This is a genomic window from Streptomyces sp. NPDC005576 (assembly GCF_042871745.1).
Classification (GTDB): domain Bacteria; phylum Actinomycetota; class Actinomycetes; order Streptomycetales; family Streptomycetaceae; genus Streptomyces.
Genome location: NZ_JBIAJC010000019.1, coordinates 94,005 through 114,291 on the forward strand (window position 1 = coordinate 94,005; position 20,287 = coordinate 114,291).

Below are 20,287 nucleotides of genomic sequence, written 5' to 3' on the forward strand. Positions count from 1 at the left end.
CCCGCTCGCGCGTGGTACGGGGGCGGCGCGTGCGGGGGCCGGGGGTACGGGTGCGCGGTCAGTCGCGGCCCAGCGCCTTGCCCAGCCGCAGCAGCCCCTCGCGGATCTCGTCGGGGGTGTGGGTGGTGAAGGACATCCGCAGCGTCGCCGGTTCCGGTGTGCCCGCGTAGAACGGCGCCCCCGGCACGTACGCCACCTCGTGGGCGATCGCCTTCGGCAGCAGCGCGGTCGCGTCGTGGCCGTCGGGCAGCCGGACCCAGACGAACATCCCGCCGTCCGGCCGGTTCCAGGTGCTGCCGGGCGGCAGTGCGGCCGCCAGGCCGTCGAGCAGGGCGTCCCGGCGCTCGCGGTAGGCGGTCCGGACCCTGGCCACATGGGCGTCGAGGTCGGAGACGGCCAGGTAGCGGGCCGCCGCCGCCTGGTCGACGGCGGAACAGTGCAGGTCGGCGGCCTGCTTGACGATCGCACAGGCCCGGAGCAGCGCGGCGGGCGCGCGGAGGTGGCCGAGCCGCATCCCGGGGGCCATCACCTTCGAGAAGCTGCCCAGCAGGACCGTACGGTCGGCGGCGGCGTCCAGCGAGGAGAACCACGGCACGTGCGCGCCCTCGTAGCGCAGCTCGCCGTACGGGTCGTCCTCCACGATCCACAGCCCGAGCCGCTCGGCCACCTCGGCGATGGCCTGACGGCGGGCGAGCGGGAGGGTGCGCCCGGTCGGGTTCTGGAACGTGGGGATCGTGTAGAGCAGCTTGGGCCGTTCCCGCTCCACGAGCTCGGCGAGCGCGACCGGGTCAAGGCCGTCGTCGTCGCACGGTACCGGCACCACCCGCGCCCCCGCGAAGGCGAAGCACTGCAACGCCGCGAGGTAGGTGGGGTCTTCGACGAGCACGGTGTCCCCGGGCTCCAGCAGAGCCGTCGCGAGGAGCGTCAGCGCCTGCTGCGACCCGGTGGTGATCATCAGGTCCTCCGCCCGGGTCGCCAGCCCCCGCGCGGAGTACCGGGCGGCGACGGCCGACCGCAGCCCCGGATCGCCCTCGGTCACCGAGTACTGGAGCACCCGGGCCGCGTCCTCGGCCAGCACATGGTCGTACGCGGCCCGGATCTCGCCGGTGTCGAACAGCTCCGGCGCCGGGAGCCCGCCCGCGAACGAGATCACCTCGGGCCGCGAGGTCAGCGCGAGGATCTCGCGTACGGGCGAGGCGCCGACCGAGGCGGCACGGGCGGCGAGGGCGGGGGTGGCGGATCGGGTCGTCATGAGCGCAGCTTACGAACAACCTGCCCTTTTCCGACAGGCGTTGTGGAGCGTGAACCGGAAGGCGGCCGTGGAGCAGCGGTGTTGACGGCTGAACGATCGGGAACGGGGTGCCGACGGACTGGGGCCGGGGCACTGCTCAGACCGTGTCCGGCGACCCGGCCCGTGCGATGCGGGACGCGAGGAAGGCGAAGGCCAGGGCCAGGACGGCCTGCGCGGTCACGGCGACGGCGAAGCCGCGGGGCAGGGCGGCGGCGGGGCCGTCCGCCGCCGCGTCGGCCACGGCGTGGAAGAGGCCGCCGAGGAGCGCCACGCCCAGACCGAGGCCGAGTTGCTGCAACGTGGTGAAGAGGCCACCGGCGACACCCGCCGCCCAGGTCGGGGTGCGGGAGAGGACCGTGCGGAGGACCGGCCCGTACATCAGGGCCTGGGTGACGCCGAGCACGATCAGGAGCGGTTGCAGCGCCCACGGGGTGTGGCCGTGGCTGCCGTGCACGGTGAGGACGAGGAGCAGGAGCACGGCGGCCTGTCCGATGGCCGCGCCCGTCATCGTCCAGCGTCCGGTGCGGCGTTCGACGGCCGGCAGGGCGAGGGCGGTGACGACGAACGCCGCGCCGAATCCGAGCAGCAGCACGACGGTGCCCCAGGCGTCCACGCCGAACGCGCCCTGGGCGAGCGCCGAGAACTCGTACAGGAACGCGCCGTAACCGGTGAAGAAGAGCAGCGTCATGATCAGGCCCTGCCGCACGGCCGGGGTGCGCAGCACGCTCGGCGGTACGACGGGCAGTTCACCGCGGCGTTCGGCGGCGCGCTGCGAGCGGGCGAAGGCGGCGAGCAGTACTCCGCCCGTGGCCAGCATCGCGAGCACCGGGGCGGGGCCGCCCGCGGAGGTCCCGAGCGTCAGGGGCACCACGACGAGGAGCAGTCCCGTACCGAGGAGCGCGGCCCCGCGCAGATCGAGCGCGAGCGGCGCCGTCGAGCGCGACTCGGGCACGGTCCGCAGGGCGAGCAGGGCGACCGCACCGATCGCCCCGGTGAATACCTGGACCAGCCGCCAGCCCCAGTGGTCCCCGGCTGCCTGGGACACGCCGCCCGCGAGGAGTTGCCCCGCCACGGTCGCGATCCCCCCGACGGCGGCGAAGAGCGTGACACCCAGCGACCGCAGCTTCTCCGGCGCGGTGGACTGGATGGTGGAGAGGACCTGCGGGGTGAACAGGCCGGCGGCCACGCCCAGGACGGCGCGCAGCACGACCAGGGTGACCAGGTTCGGCGCGAGTGCGGCGAGCGCGGAGGCCATGCCGAACGCGGCGACACCGGCCGAGAGCAGCCGGCGCCGCCCGAACCGGTCGCCCAGCCGCCCCGCGACGACGAGGGTCGCGGCGAACGCCGTGGTGTACGCGGACAGGACGAGCTGCCCGCCCGACACGGTCACGCCGAGGTCCGCGGTGATCGCGGGTTCGAGCAGGTTGACCGAACCGAACGTCATGTTCACGGGCAGGAAGGCGACGAGCAGGGCGGCGAGGCCGGTGCCAGTGAGGGCGCGCGCCGGGGGTGGCGCCACCGCGTGCGCGGCGGGAACGGTCGGGGCGGCGTGCGGTGCGGGAACGGTCGGTGCGGTGTGCGCGGCGGGAACGGTCGTCACGGTCATGACCATGACTCTGCGCGCCCCCTCATCCTGGTACCAGGAGCCTGCTCATAGGGGTACCAGTACTACCTGGATGCACCGGCCCCCGCACACCACCGAGGCGCGACACTGGGGCGGTGACCTCTTCGACGCCCGACCGCAGCGCCCTCGGCGCGTTCCTGCGCGCCCGCCGCGCCCGCGTCACCCCCGGCGACGTGGGCCTGCCGGCGGGCGGCCGGCGCCGCACTCCCGGGCTGCGGCGCGAGGAGGTGGCGCAGCTCGCCGGTGTCGGGGTCACCTGGTACACGTGGCTCGAACAGGGGCGGGCCAAGAACGCCTCCGACCAGGTGCTGGACGCGGTGGCGCGCGTCCTGCGCCTGGACGACGCCGAGCACCTGCACCTGATGATGCTCGCGGGCCGCGGCACGGTCCCCGAACCGGGACCGCCCATGTTCCTGCGCCCCGAGCACACCGCCCTCCTGGCCAAACTGCTGCCCTACCCGGCCGCCGTGCAGACCGACTGCTACGACCTCGTCGCGGCCAACCGCACCTACCGGTACCTCTTCGCCGACCTGGACGCGTACCCGGTCGAGGAACGCAACTGCGCCTGGCTGATGTTCACCGAACCGAGCTGGCGCAACAGCCTGGTCGACGAGGACACCGTCCTCCGCGAGATGACCGCGCGGCTCCGCGCCCGCCAGCCGGAACACCGTGACGACCCCCGCTGGAACAGGCTGATCACCCGGCTCCGCCAGGAGTCGCCGGACTTCGTACGGCACTGGGAGTCGTACGAAGTCCGGGGCGACCGCAACCAGTTGCGCCACTACCAGTCACCGCGCGTCGGCGCCCTCGACGTGCAGTTCCAGAGTCTGTGGCTGGACCGGACGCGGGGCGAGCGGATCATCGTCATGACGCCGGACGACGCCGCCACCGCCCAGCGCCTGGAACGCCTCGACTCGCTGGTCGGCGCCGCACCGGCGTGGACCGCGGGCGGCAGCCTCGACGCCGACGGTTCGGCCGCCGGGGCGTGAGGGCGGGCGTGTGACGGTCCCGCGTGGGGCGGCAGGCCGACCCGTCGCACCGGAGTCAGGCGCCGGAGTCACGCGACGGCGTCCCCGGCGGCCGGCGGCGGCGACTGTTCCTTCGCCGTGGCGATCACCTCGTCCAACACCTCACGGGAACGGAGCAGGTCACCGATCATCCGGTCGATCCGGTCGCGTTCCGCGCCGAGGTCGCTGACCAGCCGGGGCGTGGCGACGGCGGACGGCCCGCCGTCCGAGTCCCGTACGCAGGGCAGGAGTTCGTAGATCTTCGAGCTGCTCAGCCCGGCCGCGTAGAACTCCTGGATGCGGATGACCCGGTCGACCGCGCCTTCCGGGTACTCACGGTGCCCGCCGGGCGTACGGTCCGAGGCCAGCAGGCCCTGCTGCTCGTAGTAGCGCAGGGAACGCTCGCTCACTCCCGTACGCCGGGCCAGTTCGCCGATCCGCATGGTTTCCGTCCGTCCCGTCGACCCGGAACCCGGGCTTGAACCTGACACCGGTGTCACTTCCTACCCTCCCGGCATGACGAACACACCGGTCCCCACTGCCGCGAAGGCGTCGGTCTTCGATCCCGCCGCGCTCGGCCCGCTCCGCCTCCCGAACCGTCTCGTGATGGCCCCGCTGACCCGCAACCGCGCCACCGCCGACGGCGTACCCACCCCGCTCATGGCCACCTACTACGCCCAGCGCGCCACGGCCGGCCTGATCATCGCCGAGGCGTCCACCCCGAACGCGGTCGGGCAGACCTACCCCCACATCACCGCCATCCACCGCCCGGCCCACGTCGCCGGATGGCGCCTGGTCACCGACGCGGTGCGCGCGGCGGGCGGACGGATGTTCCTCCAGCTCCAGCACGGCGGACGCGTCGGCCACCCCGACACCAGCGGTCTGACCCCGGTCGCCCCCTCGCCGGTGGCGCTCCCCGAAACCCTCCACACGCCCACCGGGAAGCAACGGGCGCCCGTACCGCGCGAGATGAGCCCGGACGACATCGAGGAGCACATCGCCGACTTCGCCTCGGCCGCCCGCCGCGCGATCGAGGCGGGCTTCGAGGGGGTGGAGGTCCACAGCGCCAACGGGCACCTGCTCCACCAGTTCCTCTCCCGGAACACCAACCGCCGCACCGACGCCTACGGCGGCCCGGTCGAGCACCGCGTCCGGTTCGCCGCCGAGGTGGTACGGGCCGTCGCCGAGGCGATCGGCCCCGAACGGGTCGGGCTCCGCGTCTCTCCCGGCAACACGGTCAACAGCATCGAGGAGGGTGACACCGAGGAGATCTACCCCGCGCTCCTCGCCGCTCTGGCGGGCAGCGGGATCGCCTACCTCCACATCGGGTACGCCGACCCCGGCCGGCCCGTCTTCCGGCGCATCCGCGAGGAGTGGCCCGGCACCCTGATCGCCAACCCCGTGCTCCCGAAGGACCGCATCCCCGAGGACGGCGGCCTCGCCGCGAGCGAACACCTGCTCGCCGCCGGAGCCGACCTCATCGCCCTCGGCCGCCCGTTCCTCGCCAACCCCGACCTCGTCCACCGCCTGCGTACGGCAGCCCCGGTCAACCAGGTACGGGACGCGTACCTGATGTACGTCGGCGGGGCGACCGGCTACACGGACTACCCGGCTCTGCCGGAGTCGCCGGTTGCCGGCTGAACCGCGGGGAGCAGGGCGGGGCGTCCGCGTCGGAACTCCTGGTGCAGAAGTCGAATGAAGGGGCAACTGGTGTATGTGGTAACTCAGTTGATGACCTTGGTGACGTCTGTAAGACTCACCCCTCGTCGCTGGGTCGACCACCCGGTGACCATCCGAACCCTTGGGGGAATCACATGCAACTGCGCCTGTTAAGAGGATCTCTGTCCCGTACCGCGAGCGTCGTCGCGCTCGCTGCGGCCCTGGCAACCGGCTCGACCGGCCTTCTGCCGGTCGTGCAGGCGCACGCCGCACCGGCGGCTGCGGGCACCTTCGGCTTCAGCGGCGACGAGGGCGACTACATCAGTCAGGGGCAGTCCTACGCCTACGACACCGCCTCGGACGACCACCTGGACGTCTCCGCGAACGCGGACAACAGTGGGGTGTCGCTCTCCGTCGACGGCGCCAACGGTGACTGGTGGTACCTGAACCTCGCCGCACCCTCGGGCACCACCCTCGCCCCGGGGACCTACACGGGGGCGACCCGCGACCCGTTCCAGGAGCCGTCCGATCCGGGGCTGTCGCTCTACGGGAACGGCCGGGGCTGCAACACGCTCACCGGCACCTTCACCATCGAGGACGTGGAGTTCGGCCCCCTGGGCTACGTCAAGACGCTCGACGCGACCTTCGAGCAGCACTGCGAAGGGGACATCGCCGCCGCCCGCGGCGAGGTCCACATCGACAAACCGGCCCCTCCCGCCGCTCTCGACCTCGGTCTCGCCGTGTCCCTGGACGGCACCGCGAGCACTCTGAACGGCAAGGCCACGCTGGGCGGTACGGTCAGCTGCAACAAGCCCGTGCGGGTCGACGTCTCGGGGGACGTCACCCAGGTGAAGAAGCGGCAGCTCATCCGCGGCTCGTACGCCACCGTGGTGAACTGCGTGCCGGGGGCGCCGGTCGCCTGGTCCGCGAAGGCGGTGCCGACGGGTGACGTGCCCTTCCAGCGCGGTGACGTCGAAGTCGAGGCCCGTGCGACGGCGACCGACCCGGACTACGAGCAGTCCGTGTCGGCCGCCGAGACGGTCGCGGTCCACCTCGCCCGAGGCTGACCGACCCGCGTCGCCGTCCCGCGGCCGGTTCCGCAGCCGGCTGCGCGGGGCCGGCCGTCCCTCCCCGGGCCGGCCGGCCCCGCGCGCCGGCCGGTCGGGGGCGAGGCAGGCGCGGACCGGCGGGACACCGGGGCTCCGGGCTCGGAAGCTCGTAAGAAACCGGGGGTGGGAGACTGGCGGGTATGGATATCCGCCGCAGGAACAATGTGACCGTCACCGGCCGTACGGATGGGCCGGTGCTTCTGCTGGCGCACGGGTTCGGCTGCGACCAGAACATGTGGCGCCTGGTCGTGCCGGCGCTGGCGGAGAGCTACCGCGTCGTGCTCTTCGACTACGTGGGCGCGGGACAGGCGATCCCCTCGGCCTGGGACGAGCAGCGGTACAGCTCCCTGGACGGCTACGCCCAGGACGTGCTGGAGGTGCTCGAGGAGCTGGACCTGAGAAAGGTGACCTTCGTGGGGCACTCGGTCAGCGCGATGGTGGGCGTGCTCGCGGCGGCGAAGGCACCGGAGCGCATCTCCCGGCTGGTGATGGTCGCTCCCTCGCCCCGCTACATCGACGAGGACGGCTACCGCGGCGGGTTCAGCGCGGAGGACATCGACGAGCTGCTGGAGTCGCTGGAGTCGAACTATCTGGGCTGGTCGGCGGCGATGGCCCCGGTCATCATGGGCAACGACGACCGGCCCGAACTCGGCCAGGAACTGACCGCCTCGTTCTGCGCGACCGACCCGGCGATGGCCCGCGTCTTCGCCCGTACGACGTTCCTCTCCGACAGCCGCAAGGACCTCAAGACGGTCACCACGCCGACACTGATCCTGGAGTGCCGGCAGGACGTGATCGCCCCCCGCGAGGTCGGCGCCTACGTCCGCGACGCGATCCCCGGCAGCGTGCTGGTCACCCTGGAGGCGACGGGGCACTGTCCGCAGCTGAGCGCGCCGGAAGCCACGGCCGGAGCGATCGTCGACTTCGTCGGGGCCGCCTGATGATGTGCCGCACCGACCAGTCCCCGGAGCCCGGCGAGGAGCAGGACGTCGCCACCACGAACACGGTCTTCACCTCGCTGCTGGAGGACAGCGCCGAGGAGCTCTACGAGCAGGCCCCGTGCGGCTACCTGTCGACGCTGATGGACGGCACCATCGCCAAGATCAACAGCACCCTCCTGGAGTGGCTGGGCCTGGAGCGGTCCCGGGTGGTGGGGCGGATGCGCTTCACCGACCTGCTGACCGTGGGCGGCAAGCTGTACCACGAGACGCACTTCGCGCCGCTGCTCCAGATGAAGGGCGAGGTCAGCGGCATCGCCATGGACATCAAGGCCGCCGCCGGCCGGCGGATGCCGGTGCTGGTCACCTCCAGGGTGAAGACCAGCGAGCGCGGCGAGCCGCTGCTGATCCGCACCACCGTCTTCGACGCCAGCGACCGCCGCGCCTACGAGACGGAGCTGCTGCGCGGTCGCCAGGTGGCCGAGGAGGCCCGGCGGCAGGCCGAGGAAGCCCATCGGCGGGCCGAGGCGGACCGCGCCAGGCTCCAGGAGGCGTTCGCCGTCCTCCAGCAGAGCCTGTTGCCCTCCCAACTGCCCGAGATCCCGGGTCTGGAGGCCGGCTCCTACTACCACACGGCCTCCCCGGACCTGCTGGGCGGAGACTTCTACGACCTCTTCCCCCTGGGCTCCGACCGGTGGGCGTTCTTCCTCGGCGACGTGTGCGGCAAAGGCCCCCAGGCCGCCGCCGTCACCTCGCTGGCCCGTTACACCCTGCGCGCCGCCGCCCTGCACGACGACGACCCCGTCACCGTGCTCACCACGTTGAACACGGTGCTGCACGAGCGGTACTCCAGCGGCGAGGGACGCTTCTGCACCGCCATATTCGGCACCCTCGAACCCCGCGACGGCCACGTCGACGTGCACCTGGCCTCCGGCGGCCACCCCTCGGCCCTGATCGTGCGCGCCGACACCAGCGCCGACTACCTCCACACCCCTGGCGGGATGCTCGTCGGCGTCATGCCCCAGGCATCGTTCACCGCCGCCCGCACCCGGCTGCTCCCCGGCGACACCCTGCTGCTGTACACCGACGGCCTGACCGAGGCCCGCATCGGACCGGACCGCCGGCTCTACGGCGACGAAGCCCTGCGCGCCTTCGCCGCCGACCAGCCGGCACAGGGCCCGAAGGCCCTGATCACCGCCCTGGGCGGGCTGCTCGCCTCCTTCGGCGACGGTCTCGACGACGACACCGCGCTCCTCGCCCTCGGCGTGCCCGCCCCGTCCCACACCCTCGCGAGCGGGAACCAGACATGAGCCTGCTGACGATCACCACCCGCGACGCAGCCACCGGCCCCGTACTGGGGATCATCGGTGATCTCGACTACGCGACCGCGCCGGAACTGCGCGATGCCCTGGAGGGCCTCAGCCTCGCAGCAGGGCAACAGCTGGTCCTTGATCTGGCCGGTCTGGAGTTCTGTGACTCCAGCGGGATCAGCGCCCTGCTGTCGGCCCGCATCCTGGCCGTCGAGCAAGGCGCCCGCATCGCCCTGGTCGAGGTCCCCGCCAACACCGCCCGCATCCTGGGCATCCTGGGCCTGGACCAGGTCTTCGCCCTCGCCCCGGACGCCGGTGAGGCCGCTCGGCGCGATCCCCTCGCGGGCTGAGGTCCGGTCGCGGGGACCGTGCGCGGGCCGCCGGCCGGGCGCGGGCCGCAGGTTGTGCTCGGAGGCTGTGATCAGCGTCATCCCTGTGCATGACCTGCGTGGGGGAACCGTCTCCCGACCGGATGCCCTCCTCATGACGACGGCTGGACGCGGCGAGCATGACCGCGTTCCCTCGGGCGACAACGGGAAGGGACCTTCATGAAACTGGCAGTCAAGACCGCAGCGTTAGGGGTAGTCCTCGCAGCCACCGCCGTACTGGTGGCTCCGGGAACCGCACTGGCCGACGACCCCAAGGACGGCGGCGTGGCCCGTTGTTCGGAGGGCAAGGTCTGCCTCTTCGACGGCCCCAGCCTCACCGGGGACGTCCTGCAGCTCGACGCGGTGGACAACCGCAACATCGGTGCGGCGTGGAACGACCGGGCGGGCTCGCTGTGGAACCGCAGCAACCTCAATGTGTGCATCTGGACCGACGCCGACTTCCGCGGCCTCAACTGGATCATCGAGCCGGGCAACAAGCAGGAACTCTGGGCGCTCTACGACAACTCGGTGACCAGCATCGAGGCCCACTCCGGCTACGGCTGCGGGGGCTGAGCCGGCAGGCTGAGCCGACGGACTGACCGACCCCGCCATCCTCCTGCGGTGCGAGGGGGGATGGCGGGCGTCGGAGGATGGCGGGCGTCGGAGAAGCGGGGGGCGCACCGTTCCGGCCGGGTGCGGTTCGTGCTGGTGCTAGTAATAGCCCTTGGTGCCGTCGAGCAGCTCCCGGACGATGTCCGCGTGTCCCGCGTGCCGCCCTGTCTCCTCGATGAGGTGGATCAGCATCCAGCGGAGGTTCGCGCCGCCGGCGTGGAAGCCGGTGTGCCGGCCGATGTCGTCCAGGGAGGCTGCGGCGACGATCTCGTTGCTGCGCGCGCACTGGGCCTCGTACTCCGCGAGGAGCTCGGCGAGAGGACGGCCCTCGGTGACCCAGTCGGCGTCCTCGCGCGACTCGTCGAACGCCGGGTTCTCCTTCGTGTCGCCGCCGAGGAACGCCACCTCCAACCAGGTGTGTTCGGTCCAGCGCATGTGGGAGACGAGACCGGCCATCGTCATGGCCGGCGAGGTCGGGACGACCGGCCGGCGCGCGTCCTCGTCGCTGACCCCCTCGCACTTCCAGCGCAGAATCTGCCGCTGAAGGTCGAGCCAGCCGACGAGCGCGGTACGTTCGTCCGCCTGGAGTGGGGGACGCTTCAGTTCCGATGTCATGACGGGGCACGCTACCGGGGTGGTGGTGAAGCGCAATCGGATTATGGGGCTGCGATACGCGCTTGGGTGAGATGCGAGCAGCCCCGGGCGGGGGCGCCTCCACCCATCGCCCCGGTCAACTCCGGGCTGAGCCCTGGCCCGGGGCAGTACGCGGAGACGCGCGGCCCCGGGCAGCTTCGTACCCGGTCTGTTCAGTGCCTGGCGGCGAAGGCGATGAATGCTGCCCAGGCGGGGGCGGCGATGAGAAGCGCGGGGCCGGTGGGGTCCTTGCTGTCGCGGACGGGGACAAGACCGGGGACGTTGTCACAGACTTCGAGGCAGTTGGTGTCACCGCCGTCGCTGAAAGTCGACTTGCGCCAGGCAACGCGACTGAGGTCGGGCAGTGCGGCCGTCATTCCGCCCTCTGGAACTGGCCGAGGAACGCCGTCCACGCGGGGGCGGTGATGGCGAGCGTGGGGCCGGTGGGGTTCTTGCTGTCGCGGACGGGGACGAGGCCGGGGACGTTGTCGGCGACCTCGATGCAGTTGGTGCCGCCACCGTCGCTGAAGGTCGACTTGCGCCACGTGACGTTGGAGAGGTCAGGGTTACCGGTCATGATTGGTGCTCCTTCAAGACACGCTGGACGAACGTCGCTGAGTCCGGCGGGGACATCGCTAGATCTCGGACCCGATCGTAGGACAGGCGGTAGCCAGCCACCTTCTCAGCCTCATCCATCAACTCGCCTACGCCATTGCCCTCGACGTAGGCAACGGCGGTTCCCTCGGGCTCCCACAGCAGCCAAAGATGGCTGTCCATCAGCCCATGTACTCCTGCCGAGAACGGCAGAACCTGTAGGACCACACCTGGCAACTCGCCCACCTCGATGAGGCGGCTCAACTGCTCACACCAGACGTTTGCATCCGCAGTCGGTCGGCGTAGCGCCACCTCGTCCAGGATCAGTCGGATGTGAGGCGATGGGACCCGATGCAAGATCTCCTGACGGCTGATGCGCGCTGCGACCTGTTCCTCCACCAGGTTGGCGTTACCTTCCGGAGTCTGGGCCGCAGACAACACCTCCCGGGCATAACCCTCCGTTTGAAAGAGCCCAGGAATGGCGAGCTGGAACATCCACATGATGCGAGCCCGGCTCTCCAGCCGCATGAACTCCTTGTACTTGTCCTTGAACACTTCCCTCCGGGCGACCTTCCACAACCCCTGGAGCAGTTCCCCGCTCTCGTAGTGCCGGTCGAGGTCCTGCATCACCTCCAGCTTCGACAGCCGTTGGCCGACCTCCAGCCGGTACAGGTAGCTCTTGTCGTAGCGGGTCTCCTCGGCGAGCTGTCCCAGCGACTTGCCGGTCTTCTCGCGCAGGTAGCGCAGCGTCCGGCCGAGCGCGGCGCGGCCCGACTCCTCGTCCACGTCGGCCGGTTCGGTCATCGTGGTCCTCCCGTTGTCCTGTGCGCGGGCAATCGTGTGCTGCTACCGAGCGTAGGCCGGGACAGTGATCATCGAGTCACGAACGGTGAGCATCACCCGATGGAAGTCACCCCGAGTCACTGCGTCTGCGAGGCACACCTCATGACCGATTCCCAGTTCCGCCTGATGCCCTGGAACTCACCCGAGGGCAAGCGTTGTTACCTGAGCACCGACAACCCCGACAGCCGGATGTCCCGCCTCGCCGACGAGGTGGAGGCCGATCTCCTCGCGTGCGGGGAGGACGTGCTCGCGGGGGCGCGGGAGGTGCTGGCCGACGAGTCGGCCGGGGAGGTGGCCGTACGGTTCGCGCTCAGGGCGGCCACCGAGTCGTTGCGGGACGTGTTGCGGGTGGCGGAGTGCCGGGAGGGGCGGCCTCCGTTCGCCTGGATCGTGGGCGGGGTGAGCCCGGGGCCCCGGCGGTGAGGGGTCCCGGGCGGTGAGGTGCGCGTGGCCCCAGGCGTGCCCGGCCCTCTTTGTCGGGAAAACCCTGATGAATGCCGTTCAAAAGTGATCTCCGGAGCTACTCCGTACATACCGTTCCGGCCCTGAATCAGTCGTTCCCGTTCTATTACAGTGCTGGCGGAGCCGTACCGACGGTAAGGGGACTGGCCGGATGACCATCGGGACCACAGCTGTCTGGGGCCGTGTGGAGCAGCAGGACTTCCGCAGCCGGGTACGGGGAGCGCTGCTGGGCGCCGCGCTCGGGGACGCGCTCGGGGCGGCCGTCACACCGCTCACGCTGGAGGAGATCCGGGAGGCCCACGGGGTCGGCGGGGTCGCGGACTTTGTACCGGTGGACGGGCGGCGGGGCGGTGTCACCTCGGTCACCCAGCTGACGCTGTTCACCGTGGACGGGCTGATTCGGGCGCAGGTGCGGCGCGACACGGGGGCCTGGCATCCGCCGACCGACGTGTACCGGGCCCATCTGCGGTGGGCGGCGACGCAGCGCGACTGGGGGCCCGACGAGCGGCGCGAGGGGGACGGCTGGCTCGCCCGCGAGGAGTGGCTGTACGCCCGTCGCGCGCCCGCACGGTCCTGCCTGCACGGCTTCGGGGACACCACCATGGGCACCCTGGAACGGCCGAAGAACCCGGACGCCCGGGATTCCGCTGCCCTGACCCGGTCGGCGCCCTTCGGGCTGCTGGCCGGGTGGGAGCCGCAGTTGGTGTGTCAGCTCGCGGTCGAGTGCGCGGCCCAGAGCCACGGGCACACCACCGCCCAACTGGCCGCCGGTGCCTTCGCGGTGGTGGTCCACGGGCTGGCCCGGCGGGACACCCTGGACGGGTCGGTGCAGCGGGCGCTGGCGCTGCTGGCGGAACGCCCGGGCCACGAGCCCGTCACCGAGGCGGTGCGCCGGGCCCTCGGAGCCGTACGACAGGGCATTCCGGGGCCGGCGCTGCTCGAGTCGCTGGGGGCGGACGACTCGGCGGAGGAGGTGCTCGCCGTGGGGCTGTACTGCGCGCTCGTCGGCGAGGACGTACGGCACGGGCTCCGGCTTGCGGTGAACCACGGGGGGCCCTCCTCGGCCACCGCGGCGGTCTGTGGGGCTCTGCTGGGCGCGTTGCACGGGGAGACGGCGCTGCCGCCGTCCTGGCTCGCGGAGATCGAGGGCCGGGCCACCCTCCTCGAACTCGCCGACGACTTCGCGATGGAGATGACGCAGGGCCCGGCCCTCCACAACGCCACCGCCGCGGCGCCGGGCTGGCTGGCCCGCTACCCGAGGGTGTGAGGACGGCCGGGGACTTGCGCAGGGCTGCCCCCGGTTAGTAATCGCCTTGCGGGATCAGCGCAGTTGGGTCAGCATCCGGCCATGGAACAGCCAGCTGACACGTACCGCCACGAGCGGGTCGAACTGCGCCGGTGGCGCGCCGACGACATCGAGGCCCTGGACCGGGCGATCAACGAGTCGCGCGAGCACCTGCTTCCCTGGATGCCCTTCGCGGCGACCCACGACCGGGCGCAGGGGGAAGGCTTTCTGGCCTTCGCCGAGAAGGAGTGGCTCGCGGGGGAGGCGTACAACTACGCGATCGTCTCGGACGGCGTGGTGGTCGGTAGCTGTGGTCTGCACCGTCGGATCGGGCCTGGCGGCCTGGAGATCGGGTACTGGCTCCACCACGCGTGGACGGGGAAGGGGCTGGCCACCATGGCGGCGGCTGCCCTCGTGGAGGCGGCGCGCGGGCTGCCGGGCATCGACCGCGTCGAGATCCACCACGACGAGGCCAACGTCGCGAGCGGCTCCGTCGCCCGACGCCTGGGCTTCACCGAGTTCGCCCGCGTCTCGGCGCAGGACCGACCGGTGGCGCCCGGCGAGACGGGCGTCGACATCCGATGGCGCCTCGCGGTACGGGACGAGGCGCCGGCGGGGGCCTGACGCCTTCTGGTGAGCGACCGGCCGGCCGCGCGTGGACCGTTCAGCCACCCCGTGTCCGCCCGGAGGCCCGGGCCGGCCGCAGCAGGACCGGACGGAGCCTGCTGTACCCGCGTACCGATACGGGCCTCAGCGAACGGAGTTCGTAGGCGGGCATGCCCGAGAGCTCCCCGGCGAGCTCCGTGTTGACGAGGACGGTGTCGGGTCGGGCCACCGCGGTGAGCCGGGCGGCGATGTTCACGGCCGCCCCGTAGACGTCGCCGAAGCGGCTGAGTACGGCTCCGTGGGCGAGCCCGGTCCGTACCTGCGGCAGCCGCTGCTCCGCCTCGGCGCGGGCGGTGAGCTCCAGGGCTATGTCGGCCGCCTCGGAGGCCGACTCGCAGACGAAGAGCACCTCGTCCCCGATGGTCTTCACCACCCGGCCCCGGCCCTCGGCGACCACGTCACCGGTGAGGCTCTCGAACAGGTCGAGCACGCGCACGAGTTCGGCGTTGCCGAGGCCTCGGGTCATCCGGGTGTAGCCGACCATGTCGGTGAAGCCCACCGCCCGGTCGCGGACGTCGGCGCCCTCGTACGGCGGCACCGGGCCGCCCGCCGCGCCGTCGGCCGTCTCGTCACCGAGCCCGTCCGCCCGCCGGCCCGACCGGGCGCGCGCGGCCTCGTCCGCCTCGGCGAGGACGCGTTCGGCGTACGCCGCGAGGTGCCGGCGCCAGACGTGTTGCTGCAACTGCTCCATCTCCGGCAGCAGCGCTGCGGCGTGCGCCATCAACGTCCCCCCGTCCAGGGTGGAGGCCGACTCGCGGTTGATCCAGGACCAGAGGGTGTGCACCTCCCACTCGGCGAGCCGGGACAGGTGGTGGCCCAGGGCGCGGGCCATCATGATCTCGCTCTCCTCGGTGATGAGCCCGGCCGCGATGAGCCGTTCCCCCGCGCGGAGCGCCTCGACGTCGGCCTCGGTGAAGACCCGCGCGTCCTTCTCGACCATGGGGAACCCGAGCGCGCGCCAGATCGACTCGGTGCGCTCGGAACCCACCCCGGACCGTTCGGCCATCTCCTGCCTCGTCCAGACACGCCCGCCGCCGAGCAGCACCTCCTCGACGGCCTGCCCCAGCGCGTCGATGCCGAGGGGGTCGGACCACTCCTCCGCCGGCCCCGGCGTGCTCATGTGGTGTGCACGATCAGCACGTCGAGAGGCGCCTTCCTGGCGATGTCCGCCGGCACGGAGCCGAGGATGCGCCCGGCGAGGGAGCGGAGACCGCGGTTGCCGACGACCAGCAGATCCGCCGAGGTGTCCCGGGCGATCCGGGTCAGCGCGGCGACCGGCTCGTCCTCCACCGCGATCGTCCGCACGTTCTTCGCGCCCTGCGCCCGGGCCCGGTCCGTCGCCACGCGCAGGGTTGCCTCGGCGGGCGCCGAGCCCACCACTTGGTACGCCTCCGCACCCAACTCATCCTGCGCCTGGGCGAGTTCGTGCCCGCGCATGGGTTGATACGCACAGGCGATGACGAGTTCGGCCTCGCAGGCGGCGGCGAGGCTCGCCGCCCTCTCGACCGCCGCCAACGACGACTCCGAACCGTCCGTGCCGACCATGACCGTCTGGTACGCGACCACGCCAAACTCCTTACTCGCAAGTCAACTTACTGCAAAGTAAGGTAGGGGGGCGCAGGTCCCCGGGCAAGGGGCGGGGGGTCGCGGTGCAGGTGACGTGCCGCACGCACCACCTTCCGGCCGTTGGCCCGATCCCGCCCCTGGGTGCCGGGTGGGTTCCTGGCGATGGCCTGGAGCCGGGCGCGTACCGGTACGGCGGCCGCCCCGTACACATGTGGCGTGGGTCACGGGAACCCGTCGGTCCGGCCGGAGAGGTAGAGGTGTGAGATGTGATGAACAGGGAGATCGGGAGCGCATGCGCGCACTCATCAGGGCCGGGGACCGCGAGGCGTTCGCCGCGCTCTACGAGGAGTACGCGCGGGCGGTCTACAACCACGCCTACCGGCTGACGGGCGACTGGTCGACGGCAGAGGAGGTCCTGTCCGAGACCTTCATGGCCGCTTGGCGCACCCGGCACGCCGTGGAGCCGGAGGGGGACTCGCTGCGGCCGTGGCTGCTCGGGATCGCCACGAACAAGGCGCGCAACGCCAATCGCGGTACGGGGCGCCGCCTGGCCTTCCTGGCCCGTCGCCCCGCCCCGGAGCCGGTGGCGGACATCGCGGACGCCACGGCCGGGCGCGTCGACGACACCCGGCGGCTCGCCGCGCTCCGGGAGGCACTCGGCGGACTCCGCCGCCAGGAACGCGAGGTGCTGGCCCTCTGCGTCTGGTCCGGGCTGGACTACGCCGAGGCCGCCGAAGCCCTCGGCATCCCGGTGGGCACGGTGCGGTCGCGGCTGTCCCGGGCCCGCACCCGGCTGCGACGGCTCACCGACGACCAGCTCCGCCGGAGACCGGAGGGGGCCTCGCGGGAGGCGCGCACCGGAGAGGCGGACCGATCCGGAAGGGAACCCCGCCACGGCGGCGGAGAGGTAGGGAGCAGGGCCGCGTTCGTGGCCCTGCCCATCCAGGAGGAAGCCCGATGAACGACCGCACCTTGGGCCCCGACCGGGCCGAACACGAGGAACTGGCCCGGCTGCTGCCGGCCCCGGCCGAACGGGACCTGCCCCCGGGCCGTCATCTCCACCACAAGGACACCCTGATGCGTCTGATCGACCAAGACAGCAACACCGCCCCCGCCACCGCCCGCCCCCGTACGCGCCTCCCGCGCCCCGCCGTCCTGCTCCGCCCCGCCGTCCTGCTGCCCGCCACCGGACTCGCCCTGGGCGGGGTGCTGCTGGCCACGCTCACCGTGACCGGCCAGGAGCGCACTCCGGCCCCGTCCGCTGCGGGCACGGCCACCCGGTCCACCGCCGCGCACGGCGCGGCCGTACTGCTCGACCGGGTCGCCTCGGTTGCCGCGAAGAAGGACGAACAGAAGGTCGGCGACGGGCAGTTCGTTTACGTGAAGACACTCCAGGCAGCGAACGAGGGTGCGTTCGGCGGCCCGGTGAAGCTGACCGAACCCCGCGAGCGTGAGGTGTGGATGGCGCAGGAGGCAGGGCCGGTGATCGATGTCGGCCTGATCCACGAGGACGGCTCGTACTTCCCCATCACCGTCGGGGTCCCGGACGGTGAGACCGCCGTCGGTTCCCCGGCGGGCCTCGGCCGGCCGACGTACACGTGGCTGGCCTCACTGCCCACCGACCCCGACGTCCTGCTCCGGCGGCTCACCACCGAGATCACCCGGGACCAGGACGCGCGCGAGACCCCGGCCCGGGACCGGAACCGCGACCAGGATGCCTTCGACGCCATCGGCGAGCTGCTGCGGGAGACACTGATGCCGCCGAAGACCGCGGCCGCCCTCTACAAGGCCGCCGCGAAGATCCCCGGCGTGACCGTGGACCCCGACGCGGTGGACGCGGCCGGCCGGCACGGGATCGGTGTGGCCCGCGACGACACGCGGGCCGGCTGGCGCACCGCCTGGATCTTCGACCCGGCCACCCTGGAGTACCTGGGCGAACGGAGCTACCTCATCAAGGACACCACCATGGGTAAGAAGGGCACCCTGATCAACGAGACGGCGGTCCTGGAGCGCGCGGTCGTCGACGCCCTGCGCGAGAGGCCGGCGGCCGGAAGGTCGTCGACGGCGACCTGATCCCCGGCAGTGGGCCCCGGTGCGGGCGCCCCGTACGAGGGGCGGCCGCACCGGGGCGCCAAGAAGCCTGCCCGCTATCCGAGGATCTCCCCCGAGCGGGTCGGGACGGCGTCCAGTGCGTCGAGTGCGGCCGCATCGAGACTGATGGCTCCGGTGGCCACGTTCGCCTCCAGGTGTGCGGCATCGGCCGTGCCGGGGATGAGCAGCACGTTGGGCGCGTGGTGGAGCAGCCAGGCCAGACCGATCTGGGCGGGGGTGCGGCCCAGCGACTCGGCCACCGCGAGGACGGCGGCCTCGTCGGTCACCTTCGGCATGCCGGGGAAGGCGCTGCCGAGCGGGAAGTACGGTACCCAGGCGATGCCCTCCGCCACGCAGAGCCGGAGCATCTCCTCGTCGTCGCGGGCGACCAGGCTGTACGCGTTCTGTACACAGGCAAGGCCGACCGGAAGCGCGCGGCGCAGCTCGTCCATGCCGACGTGGCTGACGCCGATCGCGTCGATCTTGCCCTCGTCGTGCAGCGCGGTCATGACGGCGAGCTGGTCGTCGAGGTCGACCACCTGGTCACCCTCGGCGATCAGACCCGGGGCGCGGGAGGCGCGCCGCAGGTTGACGAGCGGAATCCGGTCGATCCCGAGGCTCTTGAGGTTGTCCTCGACGGAGGCCCGCAACTCCTCGGGCCGCTGGGCGAGGCGCAGGGGGTGGGGGCCGCCGGAGTGGGGCGTGGCGCCGACCTTGCTGACGACGTACACGTCGTCCTCGGGCCGGACCGCCTCGCGGATCACGTCGTTGGCGAAGCCGTCCCCGTAGAACTGGGCGGTGTCGATGTGGTCGACGCCGAGCTCGATCGCCCGGCGCACGATCGCGAGGGCGGCGGCGCGGTCGTCCCGGAGGCGGGGGAGCTGCATGGCTCCGAAGCCGATGCGGGAGACGGTCCGGGCGCCGAGCCGGCCGGCTCCTCCGGCGCGGGGGGAGCCGGTGGCGGTGGTGTCTGTGCTCGTCATGAGGTCATCCCGTTCTCGTGAGAGGATGAGTAAACGGAGGAGCCTCCGTTAGGTCGACAGTAGCACTACCGGAGGGTCCTCCGTTTTGATGACACCCGAAGCACCGGACGAGCGGCCCCCAGCAGCCGGGGGTGCGCGGCCGGCCCGCGCCGACGCGCGACGCAACCGCGAGAAGCTGCTCGCCGCCGCCCTCACGGCCTTCGCGGCGGCCGACGACACCGTGCCGCTGGAGTCCGTCGCCCGTGCGGCGGGGGTGGGCATCGGCACGCTCTATCGTCACTTCCCCACCCGGGAAGCGCTCGTGGAGGCGGTCTTCGCGGCCGAACTGGACGCCGTGACCGCCAGCGCCGACGAACTGCTCGCCGCCCTCCCGCCCGAGGCCGCGCTGCGTGCGTGGATGGACCGCTACGCGGAGTTCGTCGCGGCCAAGAGCGGGATGATGGGCACCCTCCGCTCGGGCTGGGCCTCCGGAGCCATCGCCACCCCGGCCACCCGGGAACGCCTCACCGAGGCGATCGCGACGATCCTCGCCACCGGCGCGCGCACCGGCTCGCTCCGCGCGGACGTCGACCCCGACGACGCCATGTCCATGATCTTCGGGGCCTTCCACGGCGTGGCCATCGGCGACACCCCGGACCGGACCGGCCGGGTGCTCGACCTGGTCGTGGACGCGCTCCGCCCGCGCGCGGGGGACTGACCCGGTCGCTGCCCGCACCACCGGTCGGGCCGGTCGGGCCGGTCGGCCGGTCGGGCCGGTCGGGCGGTCGGGCCGGTCGGGCCGCGAGAGAAACAATTCCCATCGCCGGTGTCGCGCTCCGCGTCATACTCCACGGATGGCGACGCCGACGGCTCCTGTGATCATCTTCGACGACGAGTCCTACATGTACGTCCTGAGGGATCAGGCGTACGCGGAGACGTGGTGGGAGATGCCCGAGGAGTACACCTGCGGGTTCGACGCGACGGCGAGGCCGCTGCGCATGACCGGCCGACCCCACGACGTCCGCCTCGAACTGACCGGTGAGGAGCCGGACGAGCGGGGGCTGCGCCGCATGGTCGCCGGCCACTACCAGCGCTACCTCGGCGGGCAGCTGCCCCCTTCGGCGACCCGCCTGTCGGAGTTCGTGGCCGGGCTGCCGCGCGAAGGGGAGTGACCTGACCGGCGAGGCGGAGCCGCGCGCACGGGCCGGTACCTCCCGGCGGTGAGTGCCGAGGAGATGCCGGCCCGTGCGCGTACCTGCCCGTACGA

Annotated in this window: 24 protein-coding genes; 14 read left to right on the top strand and 10 right to left on the bottom strand. The window is 72.2% G+C overall.

What is annotated here, in order from left to right; genetic code table 11:
* Nucleotides 1-58 precede the first annotated feature (58 nt).
* Together ACFYPN_RS29065 and ACFYPN_RS29070 are read right to left on the bottom strand one after the other, a co-directional pair.
* The gene (locus ACFYPN_RS29065; RefSeq protein ID WP_389302276.1) at nucleotides 59-1,252 is read right to left on the bottom strand and encodes a PLP-dependent aminotransferase family protein; all 1,194 of its coding nucleotides are present in this window, start codon (nucleotides 1,250-1,252) and stop codon (nucleotides 59-61) included.
* A 136-nt stretch (nucleotides 1,253-1,388) separates the two neighbouring features.
* On the bottom strand, nucleotides 1,389-2,897 hold the full coding sequence (locus tag ACFYPN_RS29070) for an MFS transporter (protein WP_389302278.1): 1,509 nt from the start codon (nucleotides 2,895-2,897) through the stop codon (nucleotides 1,389-1,391).
* A 113-nt stretch (nucleotides 2,898-3,010) separates the two neighbouring features.
* Between ACFYPN_RS29070 and ACFYPN_RS29075 the strand changes: the two genes are divergently transcribed.
* On the top strand, nucleotides 3,011-3,904 hold the full coding sequence (locus ACFYPN_RS29075; protein WP_358758211.1) for a helix-turn-helix transcriptional regulator: 894 nt from the start codon (nucleotides 3,011-3,013) through the stop codon (nucleotides 3,902-3,904).
* Between the two features lie 68 nt (nucleotides 3,905-3,972).
* Here ACFYPN_RS29075 and ACFYPN_RS29080 read toward each other — a convergent pair whose 3' ends face one another.
* The gene (locus ACFYPN_RS29080; protein ID WP_389302280.1) at nucleotides 3,973-4,365 is read right to left on the bottom strand and encodes a MerR family transcriptional regulator; all 393 of its coding nucleotides are present in this window, start codon (nucleotides 4,363-4,365) and stop codon (nucleotides 3,973-3,975) included.
* A gap of 73 nt (nucleotides 4,366-4,438) precedes the next feature.
* Here ACFYPN_RS29080 and ACFYPN_RS29085 point away from each other — a divergent pair, with 73 nt between their 5' ends.
* The 6 genes from ACFYPN_RS29085 (at nucleotide 4,439) to ACFYPN_RS29110 (ending at nucleotide 9,879) form a co-directional block, all read left to right on the top strand.
* Nucleotides 4,439-5,563, top strand: coding sequence for an alkene reductase (locus tag ACFYPN_RS29085; RefSeq protein ID WP_389302283.1), 1,125 nt, complete (start codon nucleotides 4,439-4,441; stop codon nucleotides 5,561-5,563).
* Between the two features lie 173 nt (nucleotides 5,564-5,736).
* The gene (locus tag ACFYPN_RS29090) at nucleotides 5,737-6,648 is read left to right on the top strand and encodes a hypothetical protein (RefSeq protein ID WP_389302285.1); all 912 of its coding nucleotides are present in this window, start codon (nucleotides 5,737-5,739) and stop codon (nucleotides 6,646-6,648) included.
* A gap of 182 nt (nucleotides 6,649-6,830) precedes the next feature.
* Entirely contained in the window at nucleotides 6,831-7,631 is an 801-nt protein-coding gene (locus tag ACFYPN_RS29095; RefSeq protein ID WP_389302287.1) for an alpha/beta fold hydrolase, read from the top strand.
* A gap of 2 nt (nucleotides 7,632-7,633) precedes the next feature.
* Nucleotides 7,634-8,938 carry a PP2C family protein-serine/threonine phosphatase gene (locus tag ACFYPN_RS29100; protein ID WP_389302393.1) on the top strand — a complete coding sequence of 435 codons (1,305 nt, stop codon included), beginning with the start codon at nucleotides 7,634-7,636 and terminating at the stop codon, nucleotides 8,936-8,938.
* Complete coding sequence (locus ACFYPN_RS29105) at nucleotides 8,935-9,288, top strand: STAS domain-containing protein (protein ID WP_358758201.1); 354 nt, start codon at nucleotides 8,935-8,937, stop codon at nucleotides 9,286-9,288. Before ACFYPN_RS29100 ends, ACFYPN_RS29105 begins: the two co-directional genes overlap by 4 nt.
* Nucleotides 9,289-9,486: 198 nt before the next feature.
* A complete protein-coding gene (locus ACFYPN_RS29110) occupies nucleotides 9,487-9,879 on the top strand; it encodes a peptidase inhibitor family I36 protein (protein ID WP_389302290.1) in 393 nt (130 codons plus the stop codon).
* A 138-nt stretch (nucleotides 9,880-10,017) separates the two neighbouring features.
* Here ACFYPN_RS29110 and ACFYPN_RS29115 read toward each other — a convergent pair whose 3' ends face one another.
* The 4 genes from ACFYPN_RS29115 to ACFYPN_RS29130 all read right to left on the bottom strand — a co-directional run bounded on the left by ACFYPN_RS29115 (nucleotide 10,018) and on the right by ACFYPN_RS29130 (nucleotide 11,949).
* Entirely contained in the window at nucleotides 10,018-10,533 is a 516-nt protein-coding gene (locus tag ACFYPN_RS29115; RefSeq protein WP_389302293.1) for a DinB family protein, read from the bottom strand.
* A 191-nt stretch (nucleotides 10,534-10,724) separates the two neighbouring features.
* Nucleotides 10,725-10,928, bottom strand: a complete 204-nt coding sequence (locus ACFYPN_RS29120; protein ID WP_389302295.1) for a DUF397 domain-containing protein — start codon at nucleotides 10,926-10,928, stop codon at nucleotides 10,725-10,727.
* Entirely contained in the window at nucleotides 10,925-11,128 is a 204-nt protein-coding gene (locus tag ACFYPN_RS29125) for a DUF397 domain-containing protein (RefSeq protein WP_389302298.1), read from the bottom strand. Before ACFYPN_RS29125 ends, ACFYPN_RS29120 begins: the two co-directional genes overlap by 4 nt.
* Nucleotides 11,125-11,949, bottom strand: coding sequence for a helix-turn-helix domain-containing protein (locus ACFYPN_RS29130; RefSeq protein WP_389302301.1), 825 nt, complete (start codon nucleotides 11,947-11,949; stop codon nucleotides 11,125-11,127). The genes ACFYPN_RS29125 and ACFYPN_RS29130 overlap by 4 nt, the downstream gene beginning before the upstream one ends.
* A gap of 141 nt (nucleotides 11,950-12,090) precedes the next feature.
* On the opposite strand from ACFYPN_RS29130, the gene ACFYPN_RS29135 reads away from it, so the two are divergent.
* From ACFYPN_RS29135 to ACFYPN_RS29145, 3 genes are all read left to right on the top strand, one after another.
* Entirely contained in the window at nucleotides 12,091-12,411 is a 321-nt protein-coding gene (locus tag ACFYPN_RS29135) for a hypothetical protein (protein WP_389302304.1), read from the top strand.
* 190 nt (nucleotides 12,412-12,601) lie between these two features.
* The gene (locus tag ACFYPN_RS29140; RefSeq protein WP_389302305.1) at nucleotides 12,602-13,717 is read left to right on the top strand and encodes an ADP-ribosylglycohydrolase family protein; all 1,116 of its coding nucleotides are present in this window, start codon (nucleotides 12,602-12,604) and stop codon (nucleotides 13,715-13,717) included.
* Between the two features lie 81 nt (nucleotides 13,718-13,798).
* Nucleotides 13,799-14,359 carry a GNAT family N-acetyltransferase gene (locus ACFYPN_RS29145; protein ID WP_389302307.1) on the top strand — a complete coding sequence of 187 codons (561 nt, stop codon included), beginning with the start codon at nucleotides 13,799-13,801 and terminating at the stop codon, nucleotides 14,357-14,359.
* Nucleotides 14,360-14,399: 40 nt separating this feature from the next.
* On the opposite strand, the gene ACFYPN_RS29150 is transcribed toward ACFYPN_RS29145, so the two are convergent.
* Both ACFYPN_RS29150 and ACFYPN_RS29155 read right to left on the bottom strand, forming a co-directional pair.
* Nucleotides 14,400-15,521 (bottom strand): adenylate/guanylate cyclase domain-containing protein, encoded by a 1,122-nt coding sequence (locus ACFYPN_RS29150; RefSeq protein WP_389302310.1) that lies wholly within the window; start codon nucleotides 15,519-15,521, stop codon nucleotides 14,400-14,402.
* Complete coding sequence (locus tag ACFYPN_RS29155) at nucleotides 15,518-15,967, bottom strand: universal stress protein (protein ID WP_358758181.1); 450 nt, start codon at nucleotides 15,965-15,967, stop codon at nucleotides 15,518-15,520. Before ACFYPN_RS29155 ends, ACFYPN_RS29150 begins: the two co-directional genes overlap by 4 nt.
* Before the next feature lie 292 nt (nucleotides 15,968-16,259).
* Between ACFYPN_RS29155 and ACFYPN_RS29160 the strand changes: the two genes are divergently transcribed.
* Both ACFYPN_RS29160 and ACFYPN_RS29165 read left to right on the top strand, forming a co-directional pair.
* Nucleotides 16,260-16,928, top strand: a complete 669-nt coding sequence (locus ACFYPN_RS29160) for an RNA polymerase sigma factor (protein ID WP_389302313.1) — start codon at nucleotides 16,260-16,262, stop codon at nucleotides 16,926-16,928.
* On the top strand, nucleotides 16,925-18,040 hold the full coding sequence (locus ACFYPN_RS29165) for a CU044_5270 family protein (protein ID WP_389302316.1): 1,116 nt from the start codon (nucleotides 16,925-16,927) through the stop codon (nucleotides 18,038-18,040). The genes ACFYPN_RS29160 and ACFYPN_RS29165 overlap by 4 nt, the downstream gene beginning before the upstream one ends.
* Before the next feature lie 74 nt (nucleotides 18,041-18,114).
* On the opposite strand, the gene ACFYPN_RS29170 is transcribed toward ACFYPN_RS29165, so the two are convergent.
* Nucleotides 18,115-19,041, bottom strand: coding sequence for an aldo/keto reductase (locus ACFYPN_RS29170; RefSeq protein WP_389302319.1), 927 nt, complete (start codon nucleotides 19,039-19,041; stop codon nucleotides 18,115-18,117).
* Nucleotides 19,042-19,129: 88 nt separating this feature from the next.
* Between ACFYPN_RS29170 and ACFYPN_RS29175 the strand changes: the two genes are divergently transcribed.
* Nucleotides 19,130-19,738 carry a TetR/AcrR family transcriptional regulator gene (locus tag ACFYPN_RS29175; RefSeq protein ID WP_358758174.1) on the top strand — a complete coding sequence of 203 codons (609 nt, stop codon included), beginning with the start codon at nucleotides 19,130-19,132 and terminating at the stop codon, nucleotides 19,736-19,738.
* Between the two features lie 136 nt (nucleotides 19,739-19,874).
* Nucleotides 19,875-20,192 (top strand): hypothetical protein, encoded by a 318-nt coding sequence (locus ACFYPN_RS29180; RefSeq protein ID WP_358758172.1) that lies wholly within the window; start codon nucleotides 19,875-19,877, stop codon nucleotides 20,190-20,192.
* Nucleotides 20,193-20,287: the final 95 nt, after the last annotated feature.

What these genes read in the sequence shown, in the direction of transcription:
- ACFYPN_RS29180 (WP_358758172.1), top strand. Translation starts at nt 19,875, where the DNA reads ATGGCGACGCCGACGGCTCCTGTGATCATCTTCGACGACGAGTCCTAC.
- ACFYPN_RS29070 (WP_389302278.1), bottom strand. Translation starts at nt 2,897, where the DNA reads ATGACCGTGACGACCGTTCCCGCCGCGCACACCGCACCGACCGTTCCC.
- ACFYPN_RS29120 (WP_389302295.1), bottom strand. Translation starts at nt 10,928, where the DNA reads ATGACGGCCGCACTGCCCGACCTCAGTCGCGTTGCCTGGCGCAAGTCG.
- ACFYPN_RS29170 (WP_389302319.1), bottom strand. Translation starts at nt 19,041, where the DNA reads ATGACGAGCACAGACACCACCGCCACCGGCTCCCCCCGCGCCGGAGGA.
- ACFYPN_RS29145 (WP_389302307.1), top strand. Translation starts at nt 13,799, where the DNA reads ATGGAACAGCCAGCTGACACGTACCGCCACGAGCGGGTCGAACTGCGC.
- ACFYPN_RS29100 (WP_389302393.1), top strand. Translation starts at nt 7,634, where the DNA reads ATGTGCCGCACCGACCAGTCCCCGGAGCCCGGCGAGGAGCAGGACGTC.
- ACFYPN_RS29165 (WP_389302316.1), top strand. Translation starts at nt 16,925, where the DNA reads ATGAACGACCGCACCTTGGGCCCCGACCGGGCCGAACACGAGGAACTG.
- ACFYPN_RS29140 (WP_389302305.1), top strand. Translation starts at nt 12,602, where the DNA reads ATGACCATCGGGACCACAGCTGTCTGGGGCCGTGTGGAGCAGCAGGAC.
- ACFYPN_RS29125 (WP_389302298.1), bottom strand. Translation starts at nt 11,128, where the DNA reads ATGACCGGTAACCCTGACCTCTCCAACGTCACGTGGCGCAAGTCGACC.
- ACFYPN_RS29175 (WP_358758174.1), top strand. Translation starts at nt 19,130, where the DNA reads ATGACACCCGAAGCACCGGACGAGCGGCCCCCAGCAGCCGGGGGTGCG.
- ACFYPN_RS29110 (WP_389302290.1), top strand. Translation starts at nt 9,487, where the DNA reads ATGAAACTGGCAGTCAAGACCGCAGCGTTAGGGGTAGTCCTCGCAGCC.
- ACFYPN_RS29095 (WP_389302287.1), top strand. Translation starts at nt 6,831, where the DNA reads ATGGATATCCGCCGCAGGAACAATGTGACCGTCACCGGCCGTACGGAT.
- ACFYPN_RS29080 (WP_389302280.1), bottom strand. Translation starts at nt 4,365, where the DNA reads ATGCGGATCGGCGAACTGGCCCGGCGTACGGGAGTGAGCGAGCGTTCC.
- ACFYPN_RS29085 (WP_389302283.1), top strand. Translation starts at nt 4,439, where the DNA reads ATGACGAACACACCGGTCCCCACTGCCGCGAAGGCGTCGGTCTTCGAT.
- ACFYPN_RS29135 (WP_389302304.1), top strand. Translation starts at nt 12,091, where the DNA reads ATGACCGATTCCCAGTTCCGCCTGATGCCCTGGAACTCACCCGAGGGC.
- ACFYPN_RS29150 (WP_389302310.1), bottom strand. Translation starts at nt 15,521, where the DNA reads ATGAGCACGCCGGGGCCGGCGGAGGAGTGGTCCGACCCCCTCGGCATC.
- ACFYPN_RS29130 (WP_389302301.1), bottom strand. Translation starts at nt 11,949, where the DNA reads ATGACCGAACCGGCCGACGTGGACGAGGAGTCGGGCCGCGCCGCGCTC.
- ACFYPN_RS29065 (WP_389302276.1), bottom strand. Translation starts at nt 1,252, where the DNA reads ATGACGACCCGATCCGCCACCCCCGCCCTCGCCGCCCGTGCCGCCTCG.
- ACFYPN_RS29160 (WP_389302313.1), top strand. Translation starts at nt 16,260, where the DNA reads ATGCGCGCACTCATCAGGGCCGGGGACCGCGAGGCGTTCGCCGCGCTC.
- ACFYPN_RS29090 (WP_389302285.1), top strand. Translation starts at nt 5,737, where the DNA reads ATGCAACTGCGCCTGTTAAGAGGATCTCTGTCCCGTACCGCGAGCGTC.
- ACFYPN_RS29105 (WP_358758201.1), top strand. Translation starts at nt 8,935, where the DNA reads ATGAGCCTGCTGACGATCACCACCCGCGACGCAGCCACCGGCCCCGTA.
- ACFYPN_RS29115 (WP_389302293.1), bottom strand. Translation starts at nt 10,533, where the DNA reads ATGACATCGGAACTGAAGCGTCCCCCACTCCAGGCGGACGAACGTACC.